The sequence below is a fragment of the Phycicoccus sp. M110.8 genome (assembly GCF_032464895.1).
Classification (GTDB): domain Bacteria; phylum Actinomycetota; class Actinomycetes; order Actinomycetales; family Dermatophilaceae; genus Pedococcus.
The window spans coordinates 399,280-418,662 of record NZ_JAWDIC010000001.1 but is presented as its reverse complement, the minus strand read 5'-3'; the positions used below and the strand labels follow the sequence as shown (position 1 = coordinate 418,662).

At 73.4% G+C, this 19,383-nt stretch carries 19 protein-coding genes and 1 tRNA gene; 11 read left to right on the top strand and 9 right to left on the bottom strand.

Features of this window, described 5'->3' with window-relative positions:
* Positions 1-12 precede the first annotated feature (12 nt).
* Positions 13-89: transfer RNA gene (locus RKE38_RS02000), tRNA-Arg, on the top strand.
* 236 nt (positions 90-325) lie between these two features.
* On the opposite strand, the gene RKE38_RS01995 is transcribed toward RKE38_RS02000, so the two are convergent.
* Positions 326-1,213, bottom strand: coding sequence for a hypothetical protein (locus RKE38_RS01995; RefSeq protein WP_316005783.1), 888 nt, complete (start codon positions 1,211-1,213; stop codon positions 326-328).
* Between the two features lie 162 nt (positions 1,214-1,375).
* On the bottom strand, positions 1,376-1,939 hold the full coding sequence (thpR, locus tag RKE38_RS01990) for an RNA 2',3'-cyclic phosphodiesterase (RefSeq protein WP_316007579.1): 564 nt from the start codon (positions 1,937-1,939) through the stop codon (positions 1,376-1,378).
* Between the two features lie 80 nt (positions 1,940-2,019).
* Between thpR and RKE38_RS01985 the strand changes: the two genes are divergently transcribed.
* From RKE38_RS01985 to RKE38_RS01975, 3 genes are all read left to right on the top strand, one after another.
* Positions 2,020-2,847, top strand: a complete 828-nt coding sequence (locus RKE38_RS01985) for a hypothetical protein (RefSeq protein ID WP_316005782.1) — start codon at positions 2,020-2,022, stop codon at positions 2,845-2,847.
* 161 nt (positions 2,848-3,008) lie between these two features.
* Positions 3,009-4,718 (top strand): GTPase domain-containing protein, encoded by a 1,710-nt coding sequence (locus RKE38_RS01980; protein ID WP_316005781.1) that lies wholly within the window; start codon positions 3,009-3,011, stop codon positions 4,716-4,718.
* Complete coding sequence (locus RKE38_RS01975; RefSeq protein ID WP_316005780.1) at positions 4,715-6,523, top strand: dynamin family protein; 1,809 nt, start codon at positions 4,715-4,717, stop codon at positions 6,521-6,523. The genes RKE38_RS01980 and RKE38_RS01975 overlap by 4 nt, the downstream gene beginning before the upstream one ends.
* A gap of 67 nt (positions 6,524-6,590) precedes the next feature.
* Here the strand turns inward: RKE38_RS01975 and RKE38_RS01970 are convergent, their stop codons facing one another.
* Positions 6,591-7,550, bottom strand: a complete 960-nt coding sequence (locus RKE38_RS01970) for a class I SAM-dependent methyltransferase (RefSeq protein WP_316005779.1) — start codon at positions 7,548-7,550, stop codon at positions 6,591-6,593.
* A gap of 198 nt (positions 7,551-7,748) precedes the next feature.
* Here RKE38_RS01970 and RKE38_RS01965 point away from each other — a divergent pair, with 198 nt between their 5' ends.
* Together RKE38_RS01965 and ettA are read left to right on the top strand one after the other, a co-directional pair.
* Entirely contained in the window at positions 7,749-8,345 is a 597-nt protein-coding gene (locus RKE38_RS01965) for a single-stranded DNA-binding protein (protein WP_316007578.1), read from the top strand.
* A gap of 54 nt (positions 8,346-8,399) precedes the next feature.
* Positions 8,400-10,082, top strand: a complete 1,683-nt coding sequence (ettA, locus tag RKE38_RS01960; RefSeq protein ID WP_316005778.1) for an energy-dependent translational throttle protein EttA — start codon at positions 8,400-8,402, stop codon at positions 10,080-10,082.
* 78 nt (positions 10,083-10,160) lie between these two features.
* Here the strand turns inward: ettA and RKE38_RS01955 are convergent, their stop codons facing one another.
* Entirely contained in the window at positions 10,161-10,457 is a 297-nt protein-coding gene (locus tag RKE38_RS01955) for a hypothetical protein (RefSeq protein ID WP_316005777.1), read from the bottom strand.
* Between the two features lie 199 nt (positions 10,458-10,656).
* Between RKE38_RS01955 and RKE38_RS01950 the strand changes: the two genes are divergently transcribed.
* Positions 10,657-11,790, top strand: a complete 1,134-nt coding sequence (locus RKE38_RS01950; protein WP_316005776.1) for an acyltransferase — start codon at positions 10,657-10,659, stop codon at positions 11,788-11,790.
* 21 nt (positions 11,791-11,811) lie between these two features.
* On the opposite strand, the gene RKE38_RS01945 is transcribed toward RKE38_RS01950, so the two are convergent.
* Entirely contained in the window at positions 11,812-12,435 is a 624-nt protein-coding gene (locus RKE38_RS01945) for a TetR/AcrR family transcriptional regulator (RefSeq protein ID WP_316005775.1), read from the bottom strand.
* A 71-nt stretch (positions 12,436-12,506) separates the two neighbouring features.
* On the opposite strand from RKE38_RS01945, the gene RKE38_RS01940 reads away from it, so the two are divergent.
* The 4 genes from RKE38_RS01940 to RKE38_RS01925 all read left to right on the top strand — a co-directional run bounded on the left by RKE38_RS01940 (position 12,507) and on the right by RKE38_RS01925 (position 16,352).
* Positions 12,507-13,661, top strand: coding sequence for an acyl-CoA dehydrogenase family protein (locus RKE38_RS01940; protein WP_316005774.1), 1,155 nt, complete (start codon positions 12,507-12,509; stop codon positions 13,659-13,661).
* 2 nt (positions 13,662-13,663) lie between these two features.
* Positions 13,664-14,422, top strand: coding sequence for an SDR family oxidoreductase (locus tag RKE38_RS01935; protein ID WP_316005773.1), 759 nt, complete (start codon positions 13,664-13,666; stop codon positions 14,420-14,422).
* Positions 14,419-15,264 (top strand): SDR family oxidoreductase, encoded by an 846-nt coding sequence (locus RKE38_RS01930; RefSeq protein WP_316005772.1) that lies wholly within the window; start codon positions 14,419-14,421, stop codon positions 15,262-15,264. Before RKE38_RS01935 ends, RKE38_RS01930 begins: the two co-directional genes overlap by 4 nt.
* A gap of 95 nt (positions 15,265-15,359) precedes the next feature.
* The gene (locus RKE38_RS01925) at positions 15,360-16,352 is read left to right on the top strand and encodes an NADPH:quinone oxidoreductase family protein (RefSeq protein ID WP_316005771.1); all 993 of its coding nucleotides are present in this window, start codon (positions 15,360-15,362) and stop codon (positions 16,350-16,352) included.
* 12 nt (positions 16,353-16,364) lie between these two features.
* On the opposite strand, the gene RKE38_RS01920 is transcribed toward RKE38_RS01925, so the two are convergent.
* The 4 genes from RKE38_RS01920 to fabG all read right to left on the bottom strand — a co-directional run bounded on the left by RKE38_RS01920 (position 16,365) and on the right by fabG (position 19,367).
* Complete coding sequence (locus tag RKE38_RS01920) at positions 16,365-16,853, bottom strand: SRPBCC family protein (RefSeq protein WP_316005770.1); 489 nt, start codon at positions 16,851-16,853, stop codon at positions 16,365-16,367.
* On the bottom strand, positions 16,850-17,194 hold the full coding sequence (locus RKE38_RS01915) for a metalloregulator ArsR/SmtB family transcription factor (RefSeq protein ID WP_316005769.1): 345 nt from the start codon (positions 17,192-17,194) through the stop codon (positions 16,850-16,852). Before RKE38_RS01915 ends, RKE38_RS01920 begins: the two co-directional genes overlap by 4 nt.
* 272 nt (positions 17,195-17,466) lie before the next feature.
* Positions 17,467-18,525, bottom strand: coding sequence for a hypothetical protein (locus RKE38_RS01910; protein WP_316005768.1), 1,059 nt, complete (start codon positions 18,523-18,525; stop codon positions 17,467-17,469).
* Positions 18,526-18,611: 86 nt separating this feature from the next.
* Positions 18,612-19,367, bottom strand: coding sequence for a 3-oxoacyl-ACP reductase FabG (gene fabG, locus RKE38_RS01905; RefSeq protein ID WP_316005767.1), 756 nt, complete (start codon positions 19,365-19,367; stop codon positions 18,612-18,614).
* Between the last annotated feature and the right edge of the window lie 16 nt (positions 19,368-19,383).

The window sequence follows — 19,383 nt, the reverse complement described above, 5'->3', positions numbered from 1 at the left end:
TGTGCGGGCCCAGCCCCCGTAGCTCAGCTGGATAGAGCAAGGGCCTTCTAATCCCGAGGTCGCAGGTTCGAGTCCTGCCGGGGGCGCCAGACCGAACGAAGTGAGGTCGGCGACCCCGGCAGGACGACGGGAGCCGGTCGAACGCCAGTGAGACCGGCGGCTCCTGCCGGGGGCGCTGCGTCCGCCCGACCAGATGGCCCGCGACCGGCTGACCGTGTGACCTGGGGCAGGAGGGCGCTGGACGGCGCGAGCCCGGGGTCGGCACACCTGCCGACCCCGGGCCCGATTCGTCCCTGGCGCCGTCGACGCCTACGTGCTGGGACGCCTACTTGCAGTAGACCTCCACGCGGTACGTGATGTCGTCGCCGGCGTTCCACGGCGCGACGGTCACCGAGACCGAGTAGCTGCCGCTGCCGTTGCGGTACCGCTCACCGTTGGGACCGGTCACGTAGTCGATCGTGCAGCCCGCCTGGTCGGAGACGGTGATGGTGTGCGTGCCCTCCTCGGCCGCCTCCACGTGCGCCTCGTTGTAGGCGAGGATCGCCGGGTTGTACTCGGAGTACTTGACGTTCGACGCGCCGACGGTGTCGGTCCAGCCGGCGGCCATGCCCAGCAGGGCGTTGCCGTTCTTCCAGAACCGGGTGTCGATCTCCACGATCGCGTTCTCGAGGACCTTGAAGTTGTCGGTCTTGCTGTAGCGCGGGTTGAAGCAGCCGTACTTGGCGAAGCGGTTGCAGTCGAGCCGCGAGGTCGGCGTCACCCAGGCCTTGTAGACGCCTCCGGGGTTCGGGGTGTCGGCGTACGGGTACAGCTGGACCGTGATCCCGGGGTCGTCGGCGCTCGTGCCGGTGGCGTGGGCGCACGCGCCCGAGGCGGTGACGCTCTGGATCACGCCGGAGCCGTCCACCGTGAACTGGCGGCAGGCGAGCGCGTCCGAGCTGAGCAGCTGGGTCGGCTTGGGGCCGGTGACCTGGAACGTGTACGTGCCCGCGGGGAGCCCGGCGGCGCCGATGGGGGCGTTGATGCCCGGGCCGCCGTTGAGGTAGACGTCCTGCTTTGCCGCGTAGTGGTTGAGGTTGACCGGTGCACCGGTGACGTCGGTGGTGAAGATGGCGCCGGAGACCTGTCCGCCCTGCGGTGCGGCGAACGTGCTCGGCGCCAAGGCGATCATGGCGAGTGGCACGACGGCGGCACCCGTGAGAAGTCTGCGCATGGAGGTTCTCTCGCTTCCAGACGGCCCCGTCCCTTCGGCGGGGCGATGCCCCACCGTGGCACCGCGCAGCCGTGAGCGGATCGCCCGAAATGCGTATGCCGGCCTACGTATCGGCTCAAACGCACGCCAACGCACGGGCTGGCGCCCCACCGGCCGCGAGGCCTACCGGTCCTGGTCCCCGAGGGGCACGACGGCCACGGGCTCGTGACGGGGGCGGTGCCCGCGCCCTTCGCCGAGGTGCGACGCGAAGAGGGTGACCTCGGCAGCCGTCCACGCCGGCCCGGCATACGCGTCGAGGACCCGCAGCCACCGCGTCGACTCGAACGGTCGCCGCGACCTGGCCACCGTCACGTGCGGGTGGAACGGTCCGCCCTGCGGCGACGCGCCCGCGCGCGCCGCCGCCCGGCGCACGCCGCGGGCCAGGGCGACCAAGGCGTCGGTCGCGCCGTCGACGCCCGCCCACAGGACTCGCGCGTCGTACACCTCGGGGAAGGCGCCCGCGCCGCGGATCCGCAGGGACAGTGCCGGCCGCCCCGTCGCCGCCTCGTGCAGCTCCTCCACGAGGCGGTCCAGTGCGCGCTCGGGCACGTCCGCCATGAACGCGAGCGTGACGTGCCACTGGTCCGGGTCGGTCCAGCGCAGCTGGCCGCCTACGTCGCGCCGCGGCTCGAGGAAGGCGTCGAGGTCCTCGACCGCCTCGGCCGGCGGCACCAGCGCCGCGAACATCCGCACCACCCCATTGTGTCGGGGACGTTGTGCGGGCGCGGCGGCCAACTAGATTGGGTCGCGACGAAGGGGGAGCTCGTATGCCGTCGTGGCGCCCGGACTGGACACCCGCCCGCACGTGGTTCGTCACCGTGCGCGTCCTCGAGGCGGCGGCCGCCCTGCTCGTCCTCGGGCAGGTGCTCGACGCCGTCACGGCGTGGCGGCAGGTCGTCGCCTTCGGCCCGACCGGCCCGGACGGCACGGTGCTGCACCTGACGTTCCTGCAGCACGTGACGGCGTTCGCGCAGACGAGCGTCTACCGCCCGGTGGTGCTGTCCGCGCTCTTCACTGCCCTCGTCGTGCTCGGGGGCGTGGCGGTGCTGCACCGTGCCCGGCCCGTGTCGCACGCGAGGCTCCTGCGCTGGGAGCTGCTGGCGCTCGGGGCCGCGCAGCTCCTCGTGGCGCTCGTGGGCGTCGTGGCGAGCGTGGTGTCGATGTTCACGAGGAACCCGTTCGAGACGGCGCCCGACCCGGGGACCGTGACGGTGTGGACGGGTCCGGGTCCGGTCGAGCTCGGGCTCGTGGGCCTCGGCCCGAGCGTCGCGACGGCGGCCGTCCTGGTCGTCGCGGCGCTGTGGTGGGTGCGGCTGCCGGCAGAGTTCGAGGAGGACGAGGCGGACGCGGTGGACGAGGTGCTCGGGGCCGGGCGGGACGGCCGGGACGCCGAGCCGGCCGCTGCGTCCGACGGTGCCCGGGGCCCGCGGCGCCGCCGGGCCGGCCGCAGGTCGCCGGTGCCCGGTGGCGGGGTCGACGACGCCATCGTGCTCGACGGCGTCGAGGAGATCGCCCCGGTCGAGCGGCTCACCCCCGTCGAGGGCGGGGACGGCTCGAGCGCCAGCGGCTACGACGACTGGCTGCGCCGCTCCTGACGGTGGCCGGACGCCGGGACGCGCCCGGGCGCGGGGGCGCCCTGCGGACGCGCTCCGGTGCGCCCACCCTCCTCCGTTCGGACGAAGTTGTGACCAAACCCGTGCGTCGCCGTGGTCTGTCGCGGCGGGCACATGCGTACGGGTTCGTTAGGCTCGGGCACGTGCTTTCCCCCGACGACGCCACAGTCATGGTGGGCGCCGTCTCGACCCTGCGTGAGCAGGTGTCCGCTGCGGCGCTGCCCCTCGACGTCCCCGATGTCGCGACCGCCCGCGCCACGCGCGCCGCGCTGCTCAGCCAGCTCGACGACTACGTGCTGCCCCGCCTGCGCTCGCTCGACGCGCCGCTGCTGGCCGTCGTCGGCGGGTCGACGGGTGCCGGCAAGTCGACCCTCGTGAACTCGGTCGTGGATGCCGAGGTGTCGGCCTCGGGCGTCCTGCGCCCCACGACCACCGTGCCGGTCTTGGTGCACCACCCCGACGACGAGAAGTGGTTCCTCGACGACCGGGTGCTGCCCGGCCTGAGCCGGACGACGGGCGCTGCCCCGGGTGCCGGCGACACCACCACGCTGCGGCTGGTCGCCTCGCGCTCGCTGCCCCCCGGCATGGCCCTGCTGGACGCCCCGGACATCGACTCCGTCGTCAGCGCCAACCGCGCCCTGGCCGGACAGCTCCTCTCGGCAGCGGACCTCTGGCTGTTCGTCACGACCGCGGCGCGGTATGCCGACGCGGTGCCGTGGGAGCTCCTGCGCCAGGCCTCCGACCGGGGGACCGCCGTCGCGATCGTCCTCGACCGGGTGCCGCCGGAGGCCATGTCCGACATCCGCAGCCACCTCGCGCACATGCTGCGGGAGCAGGGCCTGTCCACGGCGCCGATCTTCGGCATCCCCGAGGCCACCCTGGGCCCGCAGGGACGCCTGCCGGAGGGCGACGTCGCCCGGCTGCGGTCCTGGCTCACCGCGCTCGCGAGCGACTCGCGGGCCCGCGGGGTCATCGTCCGCCAGACGCTCGAGGGCGCACTGGCCTCGCTCGACGACCGGGCCGCGCTGCTGGTCACCGCCTCCGAGCACCAGGCCGAGGCGCTGGCGAGGCTCGAGCGCGCCGCCCAGGACGCCTACGCCGCCGCCCTGCAGAACGTCGAGCAGGGCATGACCGACGGCACGCTGCTGCGCGGCGAGGTCCTCGCCCGCTGGCAGGAGTACGTCGGCACGGGCGAGTTCTTCAAGCAGGTCGAGTCGACCGTATCCAAGGTGCGCGACCGGATCACGGCTGCGCTCAAGGGCGCCCCTGCGCCGTCGGGGAACCTCGGCGAGGCACTCCAGACCGGCGTCGCCGCGCTCGTTCTCGCGCAGGGCCAGGGCGCCCCGCTCGTGGCCGCCCGCTCCTGGCGTGGCCTGGCCGGCGGCGACGCGCTGCTCGAGCGGTCGGAGGACGACCTCGCCAAGCCGTCGCCCGACCTCGCCGTGCGCGTCGAGCGCCTCGTGCGCGACTGGCAGGGCGACGTCCTCGACCTGGTCCGCCGCGAGGGCAAGGACCGGCGCACCACGGCGCGCATCGCGGCATACGGCCTCAACGGGGTCGGCGTGATCCTCATGCTCGTCGCCTTCGCGCACACCGGTGGCCTCGTCGGGGCCGAGGTGGGCATCGCCGGGGGCACCGCGGTGCTGGCGCAGAAGGTGCTCGAGGCGATCTTCGGCGACCAGGCCGTGCGCGACATGGCGCGCAAGGCCCGGGAGAACCTCCTCACCCGCGTGCGCGACCTGTATGCCGTGGAGCAGGCACGGTACGACGCGGTCCTGGGGGACGTGGACGTGACGACGGACCAGGCCCGGCGCCTGGCAGATGCCGCGGCAGCGGTGAAGGCGGTGCGATGAGCCCCCTGATCATGGGTGGTGCGCGGGTCAAGGGCATCACGGCCAAGGAGCTGGCCCAGAAGTCCGCAGCCCTCGAGCAGGCGCTGGCGGCCGGCAACGGCCAGCTGGACCCCGGGCGCAGTGACGAGGCACGTTCGCTGGTCGCCAAGGTGGCCGAGCGGACGTCCAAGGCCGGTGGCCACACGGTCGTCGCCCTCGCCGGTGCGACCGGGTCGGGCAAGTCGAGCCTGTTCAACGAGCTCGTCGGCGAGGACATCGCCATGGTGGGCGCGCGTCGCCCGACGACCTCGCGGCCCGTCGCTGCCGTCTGGGGCGAGGAGGACGCCGGCGAGCTGCTGGACTGGCTCGGGGTGCAGCAGCGCCACCGCGTCGGTCCCGATGACGAGGCCGAGCTGGACGGCGACCTCGAGGCTGCGGACGCCGTGGCGGACGGGCGCGGCCGGCGCGAGGCGCGTGGGGGCGAGGGCCGCGGCGACGGGCGTGGGCCGGTCGGCCTCGTCCGCGGACGCGTGGGCCGCCGGCGCGAGGCGCGCCCGGGCCGGCTCGACGGCCTGGTCCTGCTGGACCTCCCCGACTTCGACTCGCGGGTGCTGGCGCACCGTGAGGAGTCCGAGCGCGTGCTCAAGCTGGTCGACGTCTTCGTCTGGGTGACCGACCCGCAGAAGTACGCCGACGCGCGGCTGCACGACGACTACCTCAAGGTGCTGGCGAGCTACGACGCGGTCACCGTGGCGGTGCTCAACCAGACCGACCGGCTCACCCCCGACGCCGTCGGGCAGGTGCGCTCGGACCTGTCCCGGCTCGCTGCCGACGACGGCATCGCCCAGCTGCAGGTCCTCGCCACCTCGGCGCGCACCGGCGAGGGGGTCGAGGCCCTGCGCATGCGCCTGGCGACTGCAGTCGCCGCCCAGAACGCCGCGCAGCACCGGCTGGCGGCGGACATCCGCGCCAGCGCCGCGGCCCTGCGTGCCGACCTGGGTGTCAACGAGCCGCAGCTCTCCGCGGAGGTCGACGACGAGCTCGTCGACGCCCTGGCGCGGGCGGCCGGCATACCGGTGGTCGTCAACGCCGTCGAGCGCGACTACCGGCACCAGGCCTACGGGCGCACGGGCTGGCCGTTCACCCGGTGGGTGCGCGCGCTGCGGCCCGACCCGATGAAGCGGCTGCGCCTCAACACCCGCGACGAGGTCGAGGAGAAGCTGGCCGTGACGGCCGGTGACGTGCGCACGGTCCTCGGCCGCTCCTCGCTGCCGCCGCCCACCCCCGCCGCCCGCGCGGCCGTCGAGCTCGCCACGCGCCGCGTGGGTGCCGACGCGGCCGAGGGGCTCCCGCACCGCTGGGCCGAGGCCGTCGCCGACGCCGCGACCCCTCCCGGTCCGGAGCTCGCGGACGCCCTCGACCAGGCCGTCGTCGGCACGTCGCTGAAGATGCGACCCCCGCTGTGGTGGCGCGTGTGCGGCCTGGCCCAGCTGGTGCTGGCCCTGCTCACCGTGATCGGTGCCCTGTGGCTGGCGGTGCTCGTCGTCCTCGGGTGGCTGGCCCTGCCGGCGGTGGACACCCCGCGGGTCGGCTCGGTGCCCGTGCCGCTTCTGCTGCTGGTCGGAGGACTCGTCCTCGGTCTCGGGCTCTCGGCGGCCGCTCGCTGGTTCGCGGTCGTCGGGGCGCGCCGACGGGCCGAGCGCATCCGGCGGCGGCTCCTCGACGCCGTGGCCGCGGTGGCGGAGTCGCGCATCATGGCGCCGGTGCGCGAGGTGCTCGCCCGGCACAAGACGACGCGCGAGGCGCTCGAGCTCGCCGCCGTCTGAGCCGGAAGCGCGCCAGGCCGGGTGGCGGTCCGAGCCGCGTGGCGCGCGGCGCCAACGCGAGGGAATCTCAGGTGCGGGTGGCCACGGCAACCCGGCCGTTGCGCATCGACACGGTGCTGGCGCCGGGCAGGTCCATCCCGGCCGAGAGGGTGAGCAGGTCGTCGTCCGTCACGACGCGAAAGCCGGGCTGCCCCAACGCCTGCGCCATCTGGGCCGGCGACCAGTGCGAGCGCCACGGCTCCGCGCGCAGGGGGTCCTGCTGCCGCAGCAGCCGCCCGACGCCACGCATGACCCGGCGCAGCACGGCGGTCACCCACGACCGTGCCTGGTAGTTGACGACGAGCCGGCTCCCCGGGGCTGCGAGCTCGCCGACCTGGCGCAGCGTCCGCTCGACCTGTTGGCGGGTCAGGTAGGGAACGACGCCCTCCCACACCCACGTCGACGGCTCCCGGCGGTCGAAGCCGGCCGCCTCCAGGGCCGGGGCGAGGGGCTGGTCGGCGAGGTCGACGGCGACCCACTCCAGGCGTGCGGCGACAGGCGGCCGACCGCCCACGCGTCGGCGCATGTCCTCCTGCGACGCGGGGTGGTCCACCTCCCAGACGGTCGACGAGGCCAGCTCCGGCATCCGCCAGGCGCGGGCGTCGAGCCCGGCCCCCAGTATGACCACCTGCCCGGTGCCGCCCTCGACCGCGGCCCCTGCCGAGGTCGCATCCGGAGCGTCACCCACCGCCCCGGCCACCATCTCGGCCACCGCCCCGGCCACCGTCTCGGCCACGGCCCGGTCGATCGCGACCGTCCGGGGCACCATGCCGAGCGCCGTCTGGCGGACGAGCTCCCAGGCCATCCGCGCCGCGCCGGTGTCCGGGTGCCGCCCCTCCCGCACGTCGTCGACGAGGGCACGCTCCGACGGGTCGAGCAGCTCTCGCGCGACCGGGTCGGTGTACCGGCCCGCCGCGAGGCGCCCGTCGGCCACGGCCCGGCCCTGGCAGACCAGCACCGCGGTGCTGCTCGCGGGCCTCGAGGTCACGGGGGCGAGTGTGCCAGAGGCGGGCGCCTCAGGGCCGTCCCCTGGACGGGACCCCGTCCGGGACGAAGGCGGCGACCGTCCACAGGGCCGCCCGGGGCGGTTCGTCGTCCACAGGTCGGCCGGGACGCCCTCGTCGGGTACCCGCCGCCTCGTCACTGTGGTCGCACCACACAGCACACGAATGACGAGGTGAGCGAGATGAACGAGTCCTACATCACGGTGACCGGCAGGCTGGTCGCCGACCCCGAGGCCCGCACGACCCGCACCGGGGTGCCCTTCGCGGCGTTCCGGGTGGCGTCCACGGTGCGGCGCCTCAACGCCCGGACCGGCAGCTACGAGGACGCCGGCACCAGCTTCTTCAACGTCACGGCGTTCCGGGCCCTCGGGGCGAACGTCGCGAACTCGGTCCACAAGGGTGAGTCGGTGGTCGTCCACGGCCGGCTTCGGGTCAACCAGTGGATGCGCCAGGACAACACCCCCGCGACCTCGGTCGAGATCGACGCCTACACCGTGGGCCACGACCTCAACTGGGGGACCACCGCGCTGCACCGGGTCACCCGGGCCCAGCTCGACCAACACGACCGGATGGCCGACGCGGGGGTGCAGGACGTCATGGCGGCCCTCGAGGGGGAGGAGGTGCCGCCGGTGGAGGACCTCGGCGACTTCGAGCCCGGCGACCTCGCGGCGCGGCGGCGCGACGGCGGGGACCCCGAGACCGACGAGTACGAGGTGGCGGTGGAGCCGACCGGCCTGGTGCCGCGCGACGGCGGCGAACCGGCGCTGTCGGGCGTGTGAGGAGGGCCTGACGCCGATTCGGGCGTGGGGGCGCCGGCAGATAGCCTTGCCCCCATGCCCGAGTTCATCTACGTCATGTCGAAGGCCCGCAAGGCCCATGGTGACAAGGTCATCCTCGACGACGTCACCATCTCCTTCTACCCCGGCGCCAAGATCGGCGTCGTGGGTCCCAACGGCGCCGGCAAGTCCTCGGTGCTCAAGATCATGGCCGGCCTCGACCAGCCCTCGAACGGTGACGCCCGACTGACGCCGGGCTACTCGGTCGGCATCCTCATGCAGGAGCCCGAGCTCAACGAGTCCAAGACCGTCCTCGGCAACGTCGAGGAGGGCGCCGGCGAGATCAAGGCCAAGCTCGACCGCTACAACGCGATCTCCGCCGAGATGGCCGAGCCGGACGCCGACTTCGACGCGCTCATGGAGGAGATGGGCAAGCTGCAGGAGGCCATCGACGCCGCCGACGCCTGGGACCTCGACTCCCAGCTCGAGCAGGCCATGGACGCGCTGCGCTGCCCGCCGCCGGACGCCGACGTCACCGTCCTCTCCGGTGGCGAGCGCCGCCGGGTCGCCCTCTGCAAGCTCCTGCTGCAGAAGCCGGACCTGCTGCTGCTCGACGAGCCCACCAACCACCTCGACGCCGAGTCGGTGCTGTGGCTCGAGCAGCACCTGGCCGCCTACCACGGCGCCGTGGTCGCGGTGACGCACGACCGGTACTTCATGGACAACGTGGCGCAGTGGATCCTCGAGCTCGACCGCGGCCGCGCCTACCCGTACGAGGGCAACTACTCCACCTACCTGGAGAAGAAGGCCGCCCGTCTGGAGGTGCAGGGCAAGAAGGACGCCAAGCTGGCCAAGCGCCTCGCCGAGGAGCTGACCTGGGTGCGGTCCAACGCCAAGGCCCGCCAGACCAAGTCCAAGGCGCGCCTGGCCCGGTACGAGGAGATGGCTGCCGAGGCCGAGCGGACCCGCAAGCTGGACTTCGAGGAGATCGCGATCCCGCCGGGCCCGCGCCTGGGCAGCAAGGTGATCGAGGTCCGGAACCTGCGCAAGGGCTTCGGCGAGCGCATCCTCATCGACGACCTGTCGTTCACCCTGCCGCGCAACGGCATCGTCGGCGTCATCGGCCCCAACGGAGTCGGCAAGACCACCCTGTTCAAGACGATCGTGGGCCTCGAGGAGGCCGACGGCGGCACCGTCGACATCGGCGAGACCGTCAAGATCTCCTACGTCGACCAGAGCCGCGGCGGTCTCGACCCGAACAAGAACCTCTGGGAGACGGTGTCCGGCGGGCACGACTACATCAACGTCGGGCAGGTCGAGATCCCCTCGCGCGCCTACGTGTCGCAGTTCGGGTTCAAGGGGCCGGACCAGCAGAAGAAGACCGGCGTCCTCTCCGGTGGCGAGCGCAACCGCCTCAACCTCGCGCTGACCCTCAAGGAGGGCGGCAACCTGCTGCTGCTCGACGAGCCCACCAACGACCTCGACGTCGAGACCCTGGGCTCGCTGGAGAACGCCCTGCTCGACTTCCCGGGGTGTGCCGTGGTCATCAGCCACGACCGGTGGTTCCTCGACCGCGTGGCGACGCACATTCTCGCCTACGAGGGTGACGACGAGAACCCGGCCAAGTGGTACTGGTTCGAGGGCAACTTCGAGGCCTACGAGGCCAACAAGGTCGAGCGGCTCGGCGCCGATGCCGCCCGCCCGCACCGCGTCACCTACCGCAAGCTCACCCGCGACTGACCGCACGACGACAGAGGGCCCCAGCCGCACGCGGCTGGGGCCCTCTGTCGTCCGCCGGTCGCCGGCGCGCGCCGTCGGTCAGCGCAGGACGGCCGCGACCACGACCAGCAGCAGGATGCCCAGCGGCAGGAAGATGCTGAACCGCTTCCACGGGCTCGGCCGCAGCTCCTCGCCCCCGAGCAGCCCCCGTGCCTCGGCATCGCTGATGGGCCGGGTCGCCCAGCCCTGCTCGGTCGCCGTGGCGAGGGCGTACCGGTACCCCCACGTCGTCGTGAACAGGAACATCAGGTGCAGGTACCGGTACATCAGGACGACCGCCTGGTTCGGCGACACCTGACGGTTGATGCTCTTGCCACCCCAACCCCAGAACAGCATGGTGCGAAACCCCCCTCGTCGACGGGCGCCCGGCCGGACGCCGCGGTCACTGTAGCGACTGCGGCGTCTCCGTGGGCCGGGACGCGCGACCCGTCCCGGGAGCGTGCGCCACGGCGAAACGGAGGCCTGACCCGTGACCAAGGGCCCGGGTGGCGGGACGCCCGCGCCCCTACGGTGAACCCGCCGAGGGGAGGTGGCCGTGTCCGTGTCCGCCCGGGCCGATGTGGCGGGCTCCGTCGCGCGCCTCGTCTGGGTCGACCGGCTCAAGGTCGCCACCATCGCCGGCGTCGTGGTGGTCCACGTGGCGACGGCCTACGTCGTCGACATCGGCTGGTACTACGAGGAGCGGACGACCTCGCAGGTGACGCCGGTGGTGCTGGGCGTCCCGGCGTTCCTGGCGGGCGTCTTCGGGCTGGCCCCGCTGTTCCTGGTGGGTGGGTGGATGGCGGCCGGCTCGCTGGCCCGGCGCGGGGCCGGGCCGTTCGCGCGCGCCCGGCTGGTGCGGCTGGGCGTGCCGACGCTGCTCTACTTCCTCCTCGTCGACCCCTTCGCCGACCACCTCGGCGGCCGGGTGCAGGGCGAGTCGCGCACCCTCGTCGACTACCTCACCGACATCGGCGGCGACCGCGACCTCGGGCCGGTCTGGTTCATCACCGTGCTGCTCGTCCTCTCGCTCGCGTATGCCGCGTGGCGGCGGCTGCGGCCGCCGCGGGCCCGCCCCGGAGGCCTCAGCTGGCGCATCCTGGCCGTCGCAGCCCTCGGGATCGCGGTCGCCGACCTGGTCCTCTGGCTGCGCTGGTCCTACTTCTCCGAGACGTTGTGGAACCTCAACTGGCAGCACTGGGCCCAGGCGGCCGGGGTCTTCGCGGTGGGGGCCCTCGCCCGCGAACGCGGGTGGCTCGACGACGTCCCCCGCAGCCTCGCGCGGACGAGCGGTCTCGTCGCCACCGCATCGCTCGTGCTCTTCACCGCCCTGGCCGCCTACGGGTTCGCGACTGAGGACGAGAGCCTCGTGACCGGGTTCGGCCCGTTCGCGGTCACGTTCGCCCTCGTCGACGGGCTCGGCGCGCTCACCCTGTCGGTGTGGGCGTGGGCGTGGTTCCGTCGCCGCTGGTCCGGACCGCCGGGAGCGGCGCTGGCGCGCGCGTCGCGCGGCGCGTACGCGGCATACCTGCTGCACCCCGTCGTGCTCGTCCTGCTGTCGGGCGCCGCGCACCCGCTGCCCTGGGCGCCCGAGGCCAAGTTCGTCCTGGTCTCCGCGGTGGGCGTGCCCGCGGTGTTCGCCGTCGGCTGGCTCGTCACGCGGGTGCCCGGGGTCTCCCGGGTGCTGTGAGGGGGCGGTCGCCGCCGGCCCTCAGCGGGCGCTGACCAGGCGGAGCCCGAGCTCGGCGTATGCCGTGCCGATGGCCTCGGGGGTGCGCTTGATCTCCGGGTCGTACCAGCGGGCGACGTCGACGGCCATGGACATGAGGGCGAGGGTGGTGTCCGGCACGTCGTCGACGTCGAACTCGCCCTGCTCGACGCCCTCGGTGACGACGGTCCGGACGACCGCGTCGATCTCCTTGCGCAGCCGCAGCACGTCGTCGCGGTGCTCGGGGGTGAGGTTGCCGAACTCGTACTGGACGATGCGGGCGACCCGGAAGTGCTCGGCGTGCCAGCGCGCGAAGGTCGCCATGATCGCGCGCAGCGCATCCGTCGGCGTCTGCTCCCGCGCTGCGGCGTCCCGCAGCATGTCGCGGGCGACGACGTGGCCCTCGCGGCTGAGCTGGTAGAGCAGCTCCTCCTTGGTGGCGAAGTGCACGTAGACGCCGGCGGGGGACAGGCCGGCCCGCGCCGCGATGTCGCGGGTCGTCGTCGCGTGGAAGCCGCGGTCCGCGAAGGCCTCCGCGGCGGCCTGGAGCAGCCGCTGCGCGGTGTCCTGCGGCGCCTGGGGCGTCGTCGCCGGCGCGGTGGCGACCGGACGGGCGGGGCTGGGCATGTTGACAGCATGCCCGACACATCGGACACTAAGCAAGCGCTTAGTCAGCATCGTGTCACGCAAGGAGAGCCATGCCCCGCAACCTGTACGGCCCCGACCACGAGGCCTTCCGCAGCTCGGTCCAGGAGTTCGTCGAGCGGACGCTGCGTCCGCGCGCCGAGCAGATGCTCGAGGTCAAGTCGATCGACCGCGACATCTGGAAGGAGGCCGGCAAGCAGGGGCTCTTCGGGCTCGACATCCCCGAGGAGTTCGGTGGCGCGGGGGCCGAGGACTACCGCTTCAACGCCATCGCGGCCGAGATGATCGCGGGGTTCAACTTCGCGGTGTCGAGCTGCTTCGGCATCCACTCCGACGTGTGCCCGCCGTACATCGTCGACCTCGGCACGCAGGAGCAGAAGGAGCGCTGGCTGCCGGGCATGGCCAACGGCGACCTCATCTGCGCCATCGCGATGACCGAGCCGTCGGGCGGGTCCGACCTCGCCGCGCTGAAGACCACCGCGGTGCGGGCCGACGACGGCTCCGGCGACTGGATCCTCAACGGCTCCAAGACGTTCATCACCAACGGCTACCAGGCCGACCTGGTCATCGTGGCGGCCCGCACCGACCCGTCCAAGGGCGCCAAGGGCATCACCCTGCTCATGGTCGAGGCCGGCATGGAGGGCTTCAGCCGCGGCCGCAAGCTCGACAAGGTCGGCCAGGAGGAGGCCGACACCTCCGAGCTGTTCTTCGAGGACGTGCGCGTCCCCGACGCCAACCGCCTCGGCGAGGAGGGCATGGGCTTCATCTCGATGATGCAGCGCCTGCCGCAGGAGCGGATCGGCGCTGCGGTGGCCAACACCGCGCACGCGTTCCAGATCCTGCGCGAGACGATCGAGTACACCAAGGAGCGCAAGGCGTTCGGCCAGCCGGTCGGCTCGTTCCAGCACAACAAGTTCAAGATCGCCGAGCTGCAGACGCGCCTCGAGGTCACCCAAGCCTACGTCGACGACTGCATCGCCGCGCACGCCGAGGGCAGGCTCACGCCGGTCGACGCGGCCAAGGCCAAGTGGTTCTCCGCGCAGGTGCAGAACGACGTGCTCGACGAGTGCGTCCAGCTCTACGGCGGCTACGGCTTCATGAACGAGTACCGCGTGGCGCGGGCCTGGCGCGACGCCCGGGTCTCCAAGATCTGGGCCGGCTCGAACGAGATCATGAAGGAGCTCATCGGCCGGGACCTCGGGCTCTGAGCGTGGGTGCACACGACGGCAAGGTCGCCATCGTCACCGGCTCCTCCCGCGGCATCGGCCTGGGCATCGCCGCCCGGCTCGTCGCCGAGGGTGCCCGCGTGGTCCTGACGGCCCGCAAGCCCGAGGCCCTCGCCGAGGCCGCCGAGCAGCTGGGGGGCGCCGACCACGCGGTCGGCGTCGCCGGCAACGCGGCGGACGAGGCCCACCAGGACGAGGTCGTCCGGACCGCGCTCGAGCGGTTCGGTGGCCTGGACCTGCTCGTCAACAACACGGGCATCAACCCCGTCTACGGGCCGCTGCTCGACACCCCGCTCGACGCCGCGCGGAAGATGTTCGACACCAACGTCGTCGCAGCCCTGGCCTGGGTGCAGAAGGCGGTGGCAGCCGGGCTCGGGGCCGACGGGCGGCCCGGTGCCGTCGTCAACGTCGCCTCTATCGCCGGCATCGGCGCCGCGGGGCCGATCGCGTGGTACGGCGTGACGAAGGCGGCCCTGATCCACCTCACCACCGAGCTCGGGTACCAGCTCGGCCCGGGGATCCGGGTCAACGCCGTGGCCCCGGCCATCGTCAAGACCCAGTTCGCCCAGGCGCTCTACGAGGGCCGCGAGGAGAAGGTCGCCTCCGCCTATCCGATGAAGCGTCTCGGGGTGCCCGAGGACGTCGCCGGCGCCGTGTCGTTCCTGCTGTCGGAGGACGCCGGCTGGATCACCGGGCAGACCCTCGTCGTCGACGGCGGCGTCACCCTCGGCGGCGGCCTGTGACGGTCGATCCCTCCCCGCTCGAACACACGGCGTTCGACGCCACGGCGCCTGACCTCTCCGACGCCCGTGTCGTGGTGACGGGCGCCGCTCGCGGCATCGGTGCGGCATACGCCCGTGCCTTCGTCGACGCGGGCGCGCGGGTCGTCGTCAACGACCTCGACGCCGATGCGCTCTCGGCCACGGCCGAGTCGCTCGGCGCCCACGCGGTGCCGGGCGACGCCTCGAGCGAGGAGGGTGTCGAGTCCCTCGTGGCCGCGGCGCGCGAGCACCTCGGCGGCATCGACGTCTACTGCGCCAACGCGGGTGTGGCCCGCGGCGGCACGGAGGCCGTGGCCGAGAAGGCGTGGGAGGTGTCCTGGAACGTCAACGTCATGGGGCACGTGCGCGCGGCGCGCCTGCTCGTGCCGGAGTGGCTCGAGCGGGGGAGCGGCACGTTCGTCGCGACCGTGAGCGCCGCCGGCCTGCTGTCCATCCCCGGTGCCGCCCCGTATGCCGTGACGAAGCACGCCGCGCTCGCGTTCGCCGAGTGGATGTCGATGACTTACGGCGACAAGGGGATCCGCGTGCACGCGGTGTGCCCGCAGGGCGTTCACACCGACATGCTGCGCAACTCGGGTGCCGCCGGTCGTGCCCTGATGGAGCCGACCGCGGTCTCGCCGGAGAAGGTGGCGCAGGATCTGTTCGCGGCGATGGTCGACGGGCGCTTCCTCGTGCTGCCGCACCCGGAGGTCGCCCAGATGTACGCGCACCGGGCGGCCGACCCCGACCGCTGGCTCGCGGGCATGCGGCGCCTGGCGGGCGCGCTGCCCCCGGTCACCATGGGCGCCGACTGGCCCGGCTGAGCGACCGATCCGACCGACCTGACAGAGAGACCCGGCCGACCAGGAGACCCGGCCGACCGGGGCGACCCGACCGAGACACCGACCCAGGAGGCACCGTGAAGGCGTGGCAGGCGACAGCCCTCGGCGAACCGGCCGAGGTGCTGCAGCTGGCAGACGTGCCCGAGCCCACCGTCGGGCCGGGACAGCTGCGGGTGCGCGTCCTGGCCGCCGCCCTCAACTTCCCCGACGCCCTGATGGTCCGCGGTCACTACCAGGTCCGTCCGGAGCCGCCGTTCACGCCGGGCGTGGAGGTCTGCGGCGAGGTGCTCGAGGTGGGTCCAGGCGTCGACCCCGGACGGGCCCGCGTCGGCGACCGCGTGGTCGGCACCACCGCCGTGCCGGCCGGCGGTCTCGCCGAGCAGTGCCTGATGCCGGCAGGGGGCGCGTTCCCGGCACCTCCGTCGTGGTCCGATGCCCAGGCGAGCTGCCTGACGATCGGGTACCAGACGGCATACGTCGGGCTCGTGCGCCGGGCCGCGCTGCAGGCCGGGGAGACCCTGCTGGTGCACGCCGCGGCCGGCGGTGTCGGGACAGCGGCGGTGCAGGTCGGCAAGGCCCTCGGCGCCCGGGTCGTCGGTGTCGTGGGCGGAGCTGCCAAGGCCGAGGTCGCGCGGGCCGCCGGTGCCGACGCCGTCGTCGACCGTACCGAGGGGGACCTCGTCGGGGCCCTGCGCGAGGCGCTCGGCCGGGGCGGTGCGGACGTCGTGTTCGACCCGGTCGGCGGCCCGTCGTTCGAGGCCTCGACGAAGGTGGTGGCCTTCGAGGGGCGGATCGTCGTCGTGGGGTTCACCAGCGGCACCATCCCGACCCCGCCGCTGGGGCACGCGCTGGTGAAGAACTACTCGCTCGTCGGCCTGCACTGGGGCCTGTACCTCGAGCGCAACCCCGCGGTCGCGCAGGACGCGCACGCGCGCCTGCTCGAGATGGCCGCCACCGGGGCGGTCGAGCCCGTGGTCTCCGAGCAGGTGCCGTTCGCCGACGCCCCGGCCGCCCTGGCCCGCGTGGCGTCGGGCCGGACGACCGGGCGGGTCGTCGTCCTGGGGGAGTGAGGCGGGTCGGCCTCAGGCGTTCTTGAGCCGGGCGAGCAGGTCGTCGATGGCGTTGTAGGACGACTGCAGGCCGCTCTCCATGCCCGACCCGACGACGGCCTCGACCGTCTGGGGCGAGTCGTAGGTGCAGACCGCGTGCAGGGTCGTGACGCCGTCCTGCTCGGTGAGGGTCGTGACGATGGTCGAGGGCTCGCTGTCAGGCATGGCGTCGAACTTCTCGGTGTGGACCATGCGGCCCGGGGGGTCGAGCTCGAGGTACTCGCCCGAGAAGGACACCTCGTGGCCGTCGGGCGTGACCTGGGCGAAGTGCCAGCGGCCGCCTACGCGCAGGTCGACCTCGCAGGTGGTCATGGTGCCGTGGCCGGCGCCCCACCACTGCCGGACGTGCTCCGGCCGGGTCATGGCGTCGTAGACGAGCTGGGCGGGAGCGGCGAACTGCCGGGTGATGACGATGTCCGAGCCGTCGGTGGTGACGCGGGCGGAGTCGGTCGTGGTGCTCATGGCTGCTGTTCCTCCGGGTGCTGCTGGATGTGGGTGAGGTAGGCGTCCAGGCTGTCGAGGTTGGCCTCCCAGAAGCGGCGGTACTCCTCGAGCCAGGTGGTCGCGGACCTCAAGGGCGTGGCGGAGATGCGGCAGTGGCGTCGCACCCCGTCGCGGTCCTTGGTGACCAGGCCGGCGCGCTCGAGCACCGAGAGGTGCTTGGAGATCGCCGGCAGGCTCATCGCGAACGGCTCGGCCAGCTCGCCCACCGTCGCGTCGCCCTGCGCGAGGCGCTCGAGGATGGCGCGGCGCGTGGGGTCGGCGAGGGCGGCGAAGGTGGTGCTGAGCGAGTCGTCCATCATCAACCAATCGGTTAATTAACTGATGGGGCAACTATGCGCCCGCGTCGGCGGCTGCGTCAAGGGCCGCAGGACCCGGGCATCCTGCGCGTCCCCGTGCGGCCCCCGAACCGCGGGTCTGCTCACAGACGTCCGTGTCACTGCGCGCAGAGTGGATCCGTGCGCAGTGAGACGCAGGTGTGTGCGCAGACAAGCGTGTGCCGGAGTCCGGGGGGCAGGGTCGGGCCGGGCTCGGGTGGGCAGGGGGTGGTTCGTGCGTGTGCCGGCGGGCCGGGTCAGTGGTGGCCGGCGACGCGGCGCTGGAGGTCGGCCAGCTCGGACGGGGGGAAGAGGTCCCGGGGCAGGAAGAGGTGTGGCCGTCCGCGACCGAGGTCGAGCCGGACGTGGTGCCGGCCCACGTGGCACTGTCGCACGGACTGCAGCGGGAGCTCGTCCGCGAGGTCGTCGCCGGTCTGCAGCCGCAGCCGGTCCCCGATGAGGCCGGCACGGACCAGGGCGCCCGGCTGGTACGAACGGGAGAGCAGCCGCACGCTCCCCACGACCTGCAGCGCCCCGTAGGACAGCAGGACGGCGGCGACCACCACCTGGGCCGACCCGTGGGACCAGGCGCCGATCGCCGCAAGGAGGACGGCGCATCCCACCAGCAGCACCATCTGCGGTCGCCGCAGCGTCCAGGTGAGGACAGCCCGGCGCAGGGTGCGGCGCGTGCGGTCGGTGGCGACGAGCAGGAGCGGGAGCTCGGCGACCGGCGGCACCGGCGCCGCGGGAGCCGGACGCCCGGTGCCGACCAGGAACGCGAGGTCCTCGTCGGTCAGCAGGGCGCTCGGGAGGAAACCTTGGCGCCGGGTGCGGCCCAGCCGCACCTTCGTCACGGGCCCGCACCGCCGTGCCGACAGCAGCGAGCCGGGACGCAGGTCGGTCCGCCCCGTGCCGGTCTCGAGTGCCACGGCGTCCGGGGTGGCATACCAGCTGCGCACCGTCCCTCCCACGGGCAGCATGCGCCGCATGCTCCTGCCGGCGCCACGGGCGGTCACCAGGACCACGAGGAGGTACATCCCCAGGGCGGCCAGCCCCAGCTGCCACCACGTGGAGCTGCCGGACCCGGCGACGACGGCATACCCGGACACCAGCGCCAGCAGGGCGAGGAGGAGGCCCTGCCAGCCCAGCAGCGAGCCGCGCAGGGTCGCGAGGGTGGCGGCTCGGACGACGCCCGCGTCGCAGTGCATGACGATCGGTGGGCGCGGCGGCAGGGTGGTGGCCGGCGCGGCCGCACCGGCCCGGCCGGGGTCGGCCCAGGCCGGGTCGGCCGGTTCGCTCAGCTGCTCATCCCCCACGCGGCCGGAGTGTAGGCGCGCCAACGACGCGCGGGCGTGCGTTCCCGGGTGAGGTCAGCCGGTCGGCCGAGGGGTTGCGCAGGACGTCAGTCGAGCGGGCCGCCGGCGACGTAGATGACCTGGCCGGAGACGAAGCCGGCCTCCTCCGAGCACAGGAACGAGATCGTGGCCGCGATGTCCTCGGGCTGCCCGACGCGCTGCACCGGGATCTGCGACGCCGAGTGCTTGATGAAGTCCTCGAACGGCACCCCGATCCGCTCGGCCGTCGCTGCCGTCATGTCGGTCTGGATGAACCCGGGCGCGACGGCGTTGGCGGTCACGCCGAAGCGTCCCAGCTCGATCGCGAGCGTCTTGGTGAAGCCCTGCAGCCCGGCCTTGGCAGCGGAGTAGTTCGCCTGGCCGCGGTTGCCCTGGGCGGAGGAGGAGGACAGGTTGACGATGCGGCCGTACTTCTCCTGCGTCATGTACGCCTGCACGGCCTTGGTGAGCAGGAACGCGCCCTTGAGGTGGACCGCCATGACGGCGTCCCAGTCCTCCTCGGTCATCTTGAAGATGAGGTTGTCGCGGATGATGCCGGCGTTGTTGACCAGGATCGTCGGGGCCCCGAGCTCCTCCGCCACCCGCTTCACGGCCGCCTCGACCTGGTCGGCCTTGCTCACGTCCACGCCGACCGCGAGCGCACGCCCCCCCGCGGCGGTGATGGCGTCGACCGTCCCCGCGCAGGCTGCCTCGTCGAGGTCGAGCACCGCGACGGCGTTCCCGTCCTTGGCCAGGCGCAGGGCGGTGGCCGCCCCGATGCCGCGGGCTGCTCCGCTGACGACTGCGACGCGCTGGGTGGTCATGGGTCCTCCGTCGTGG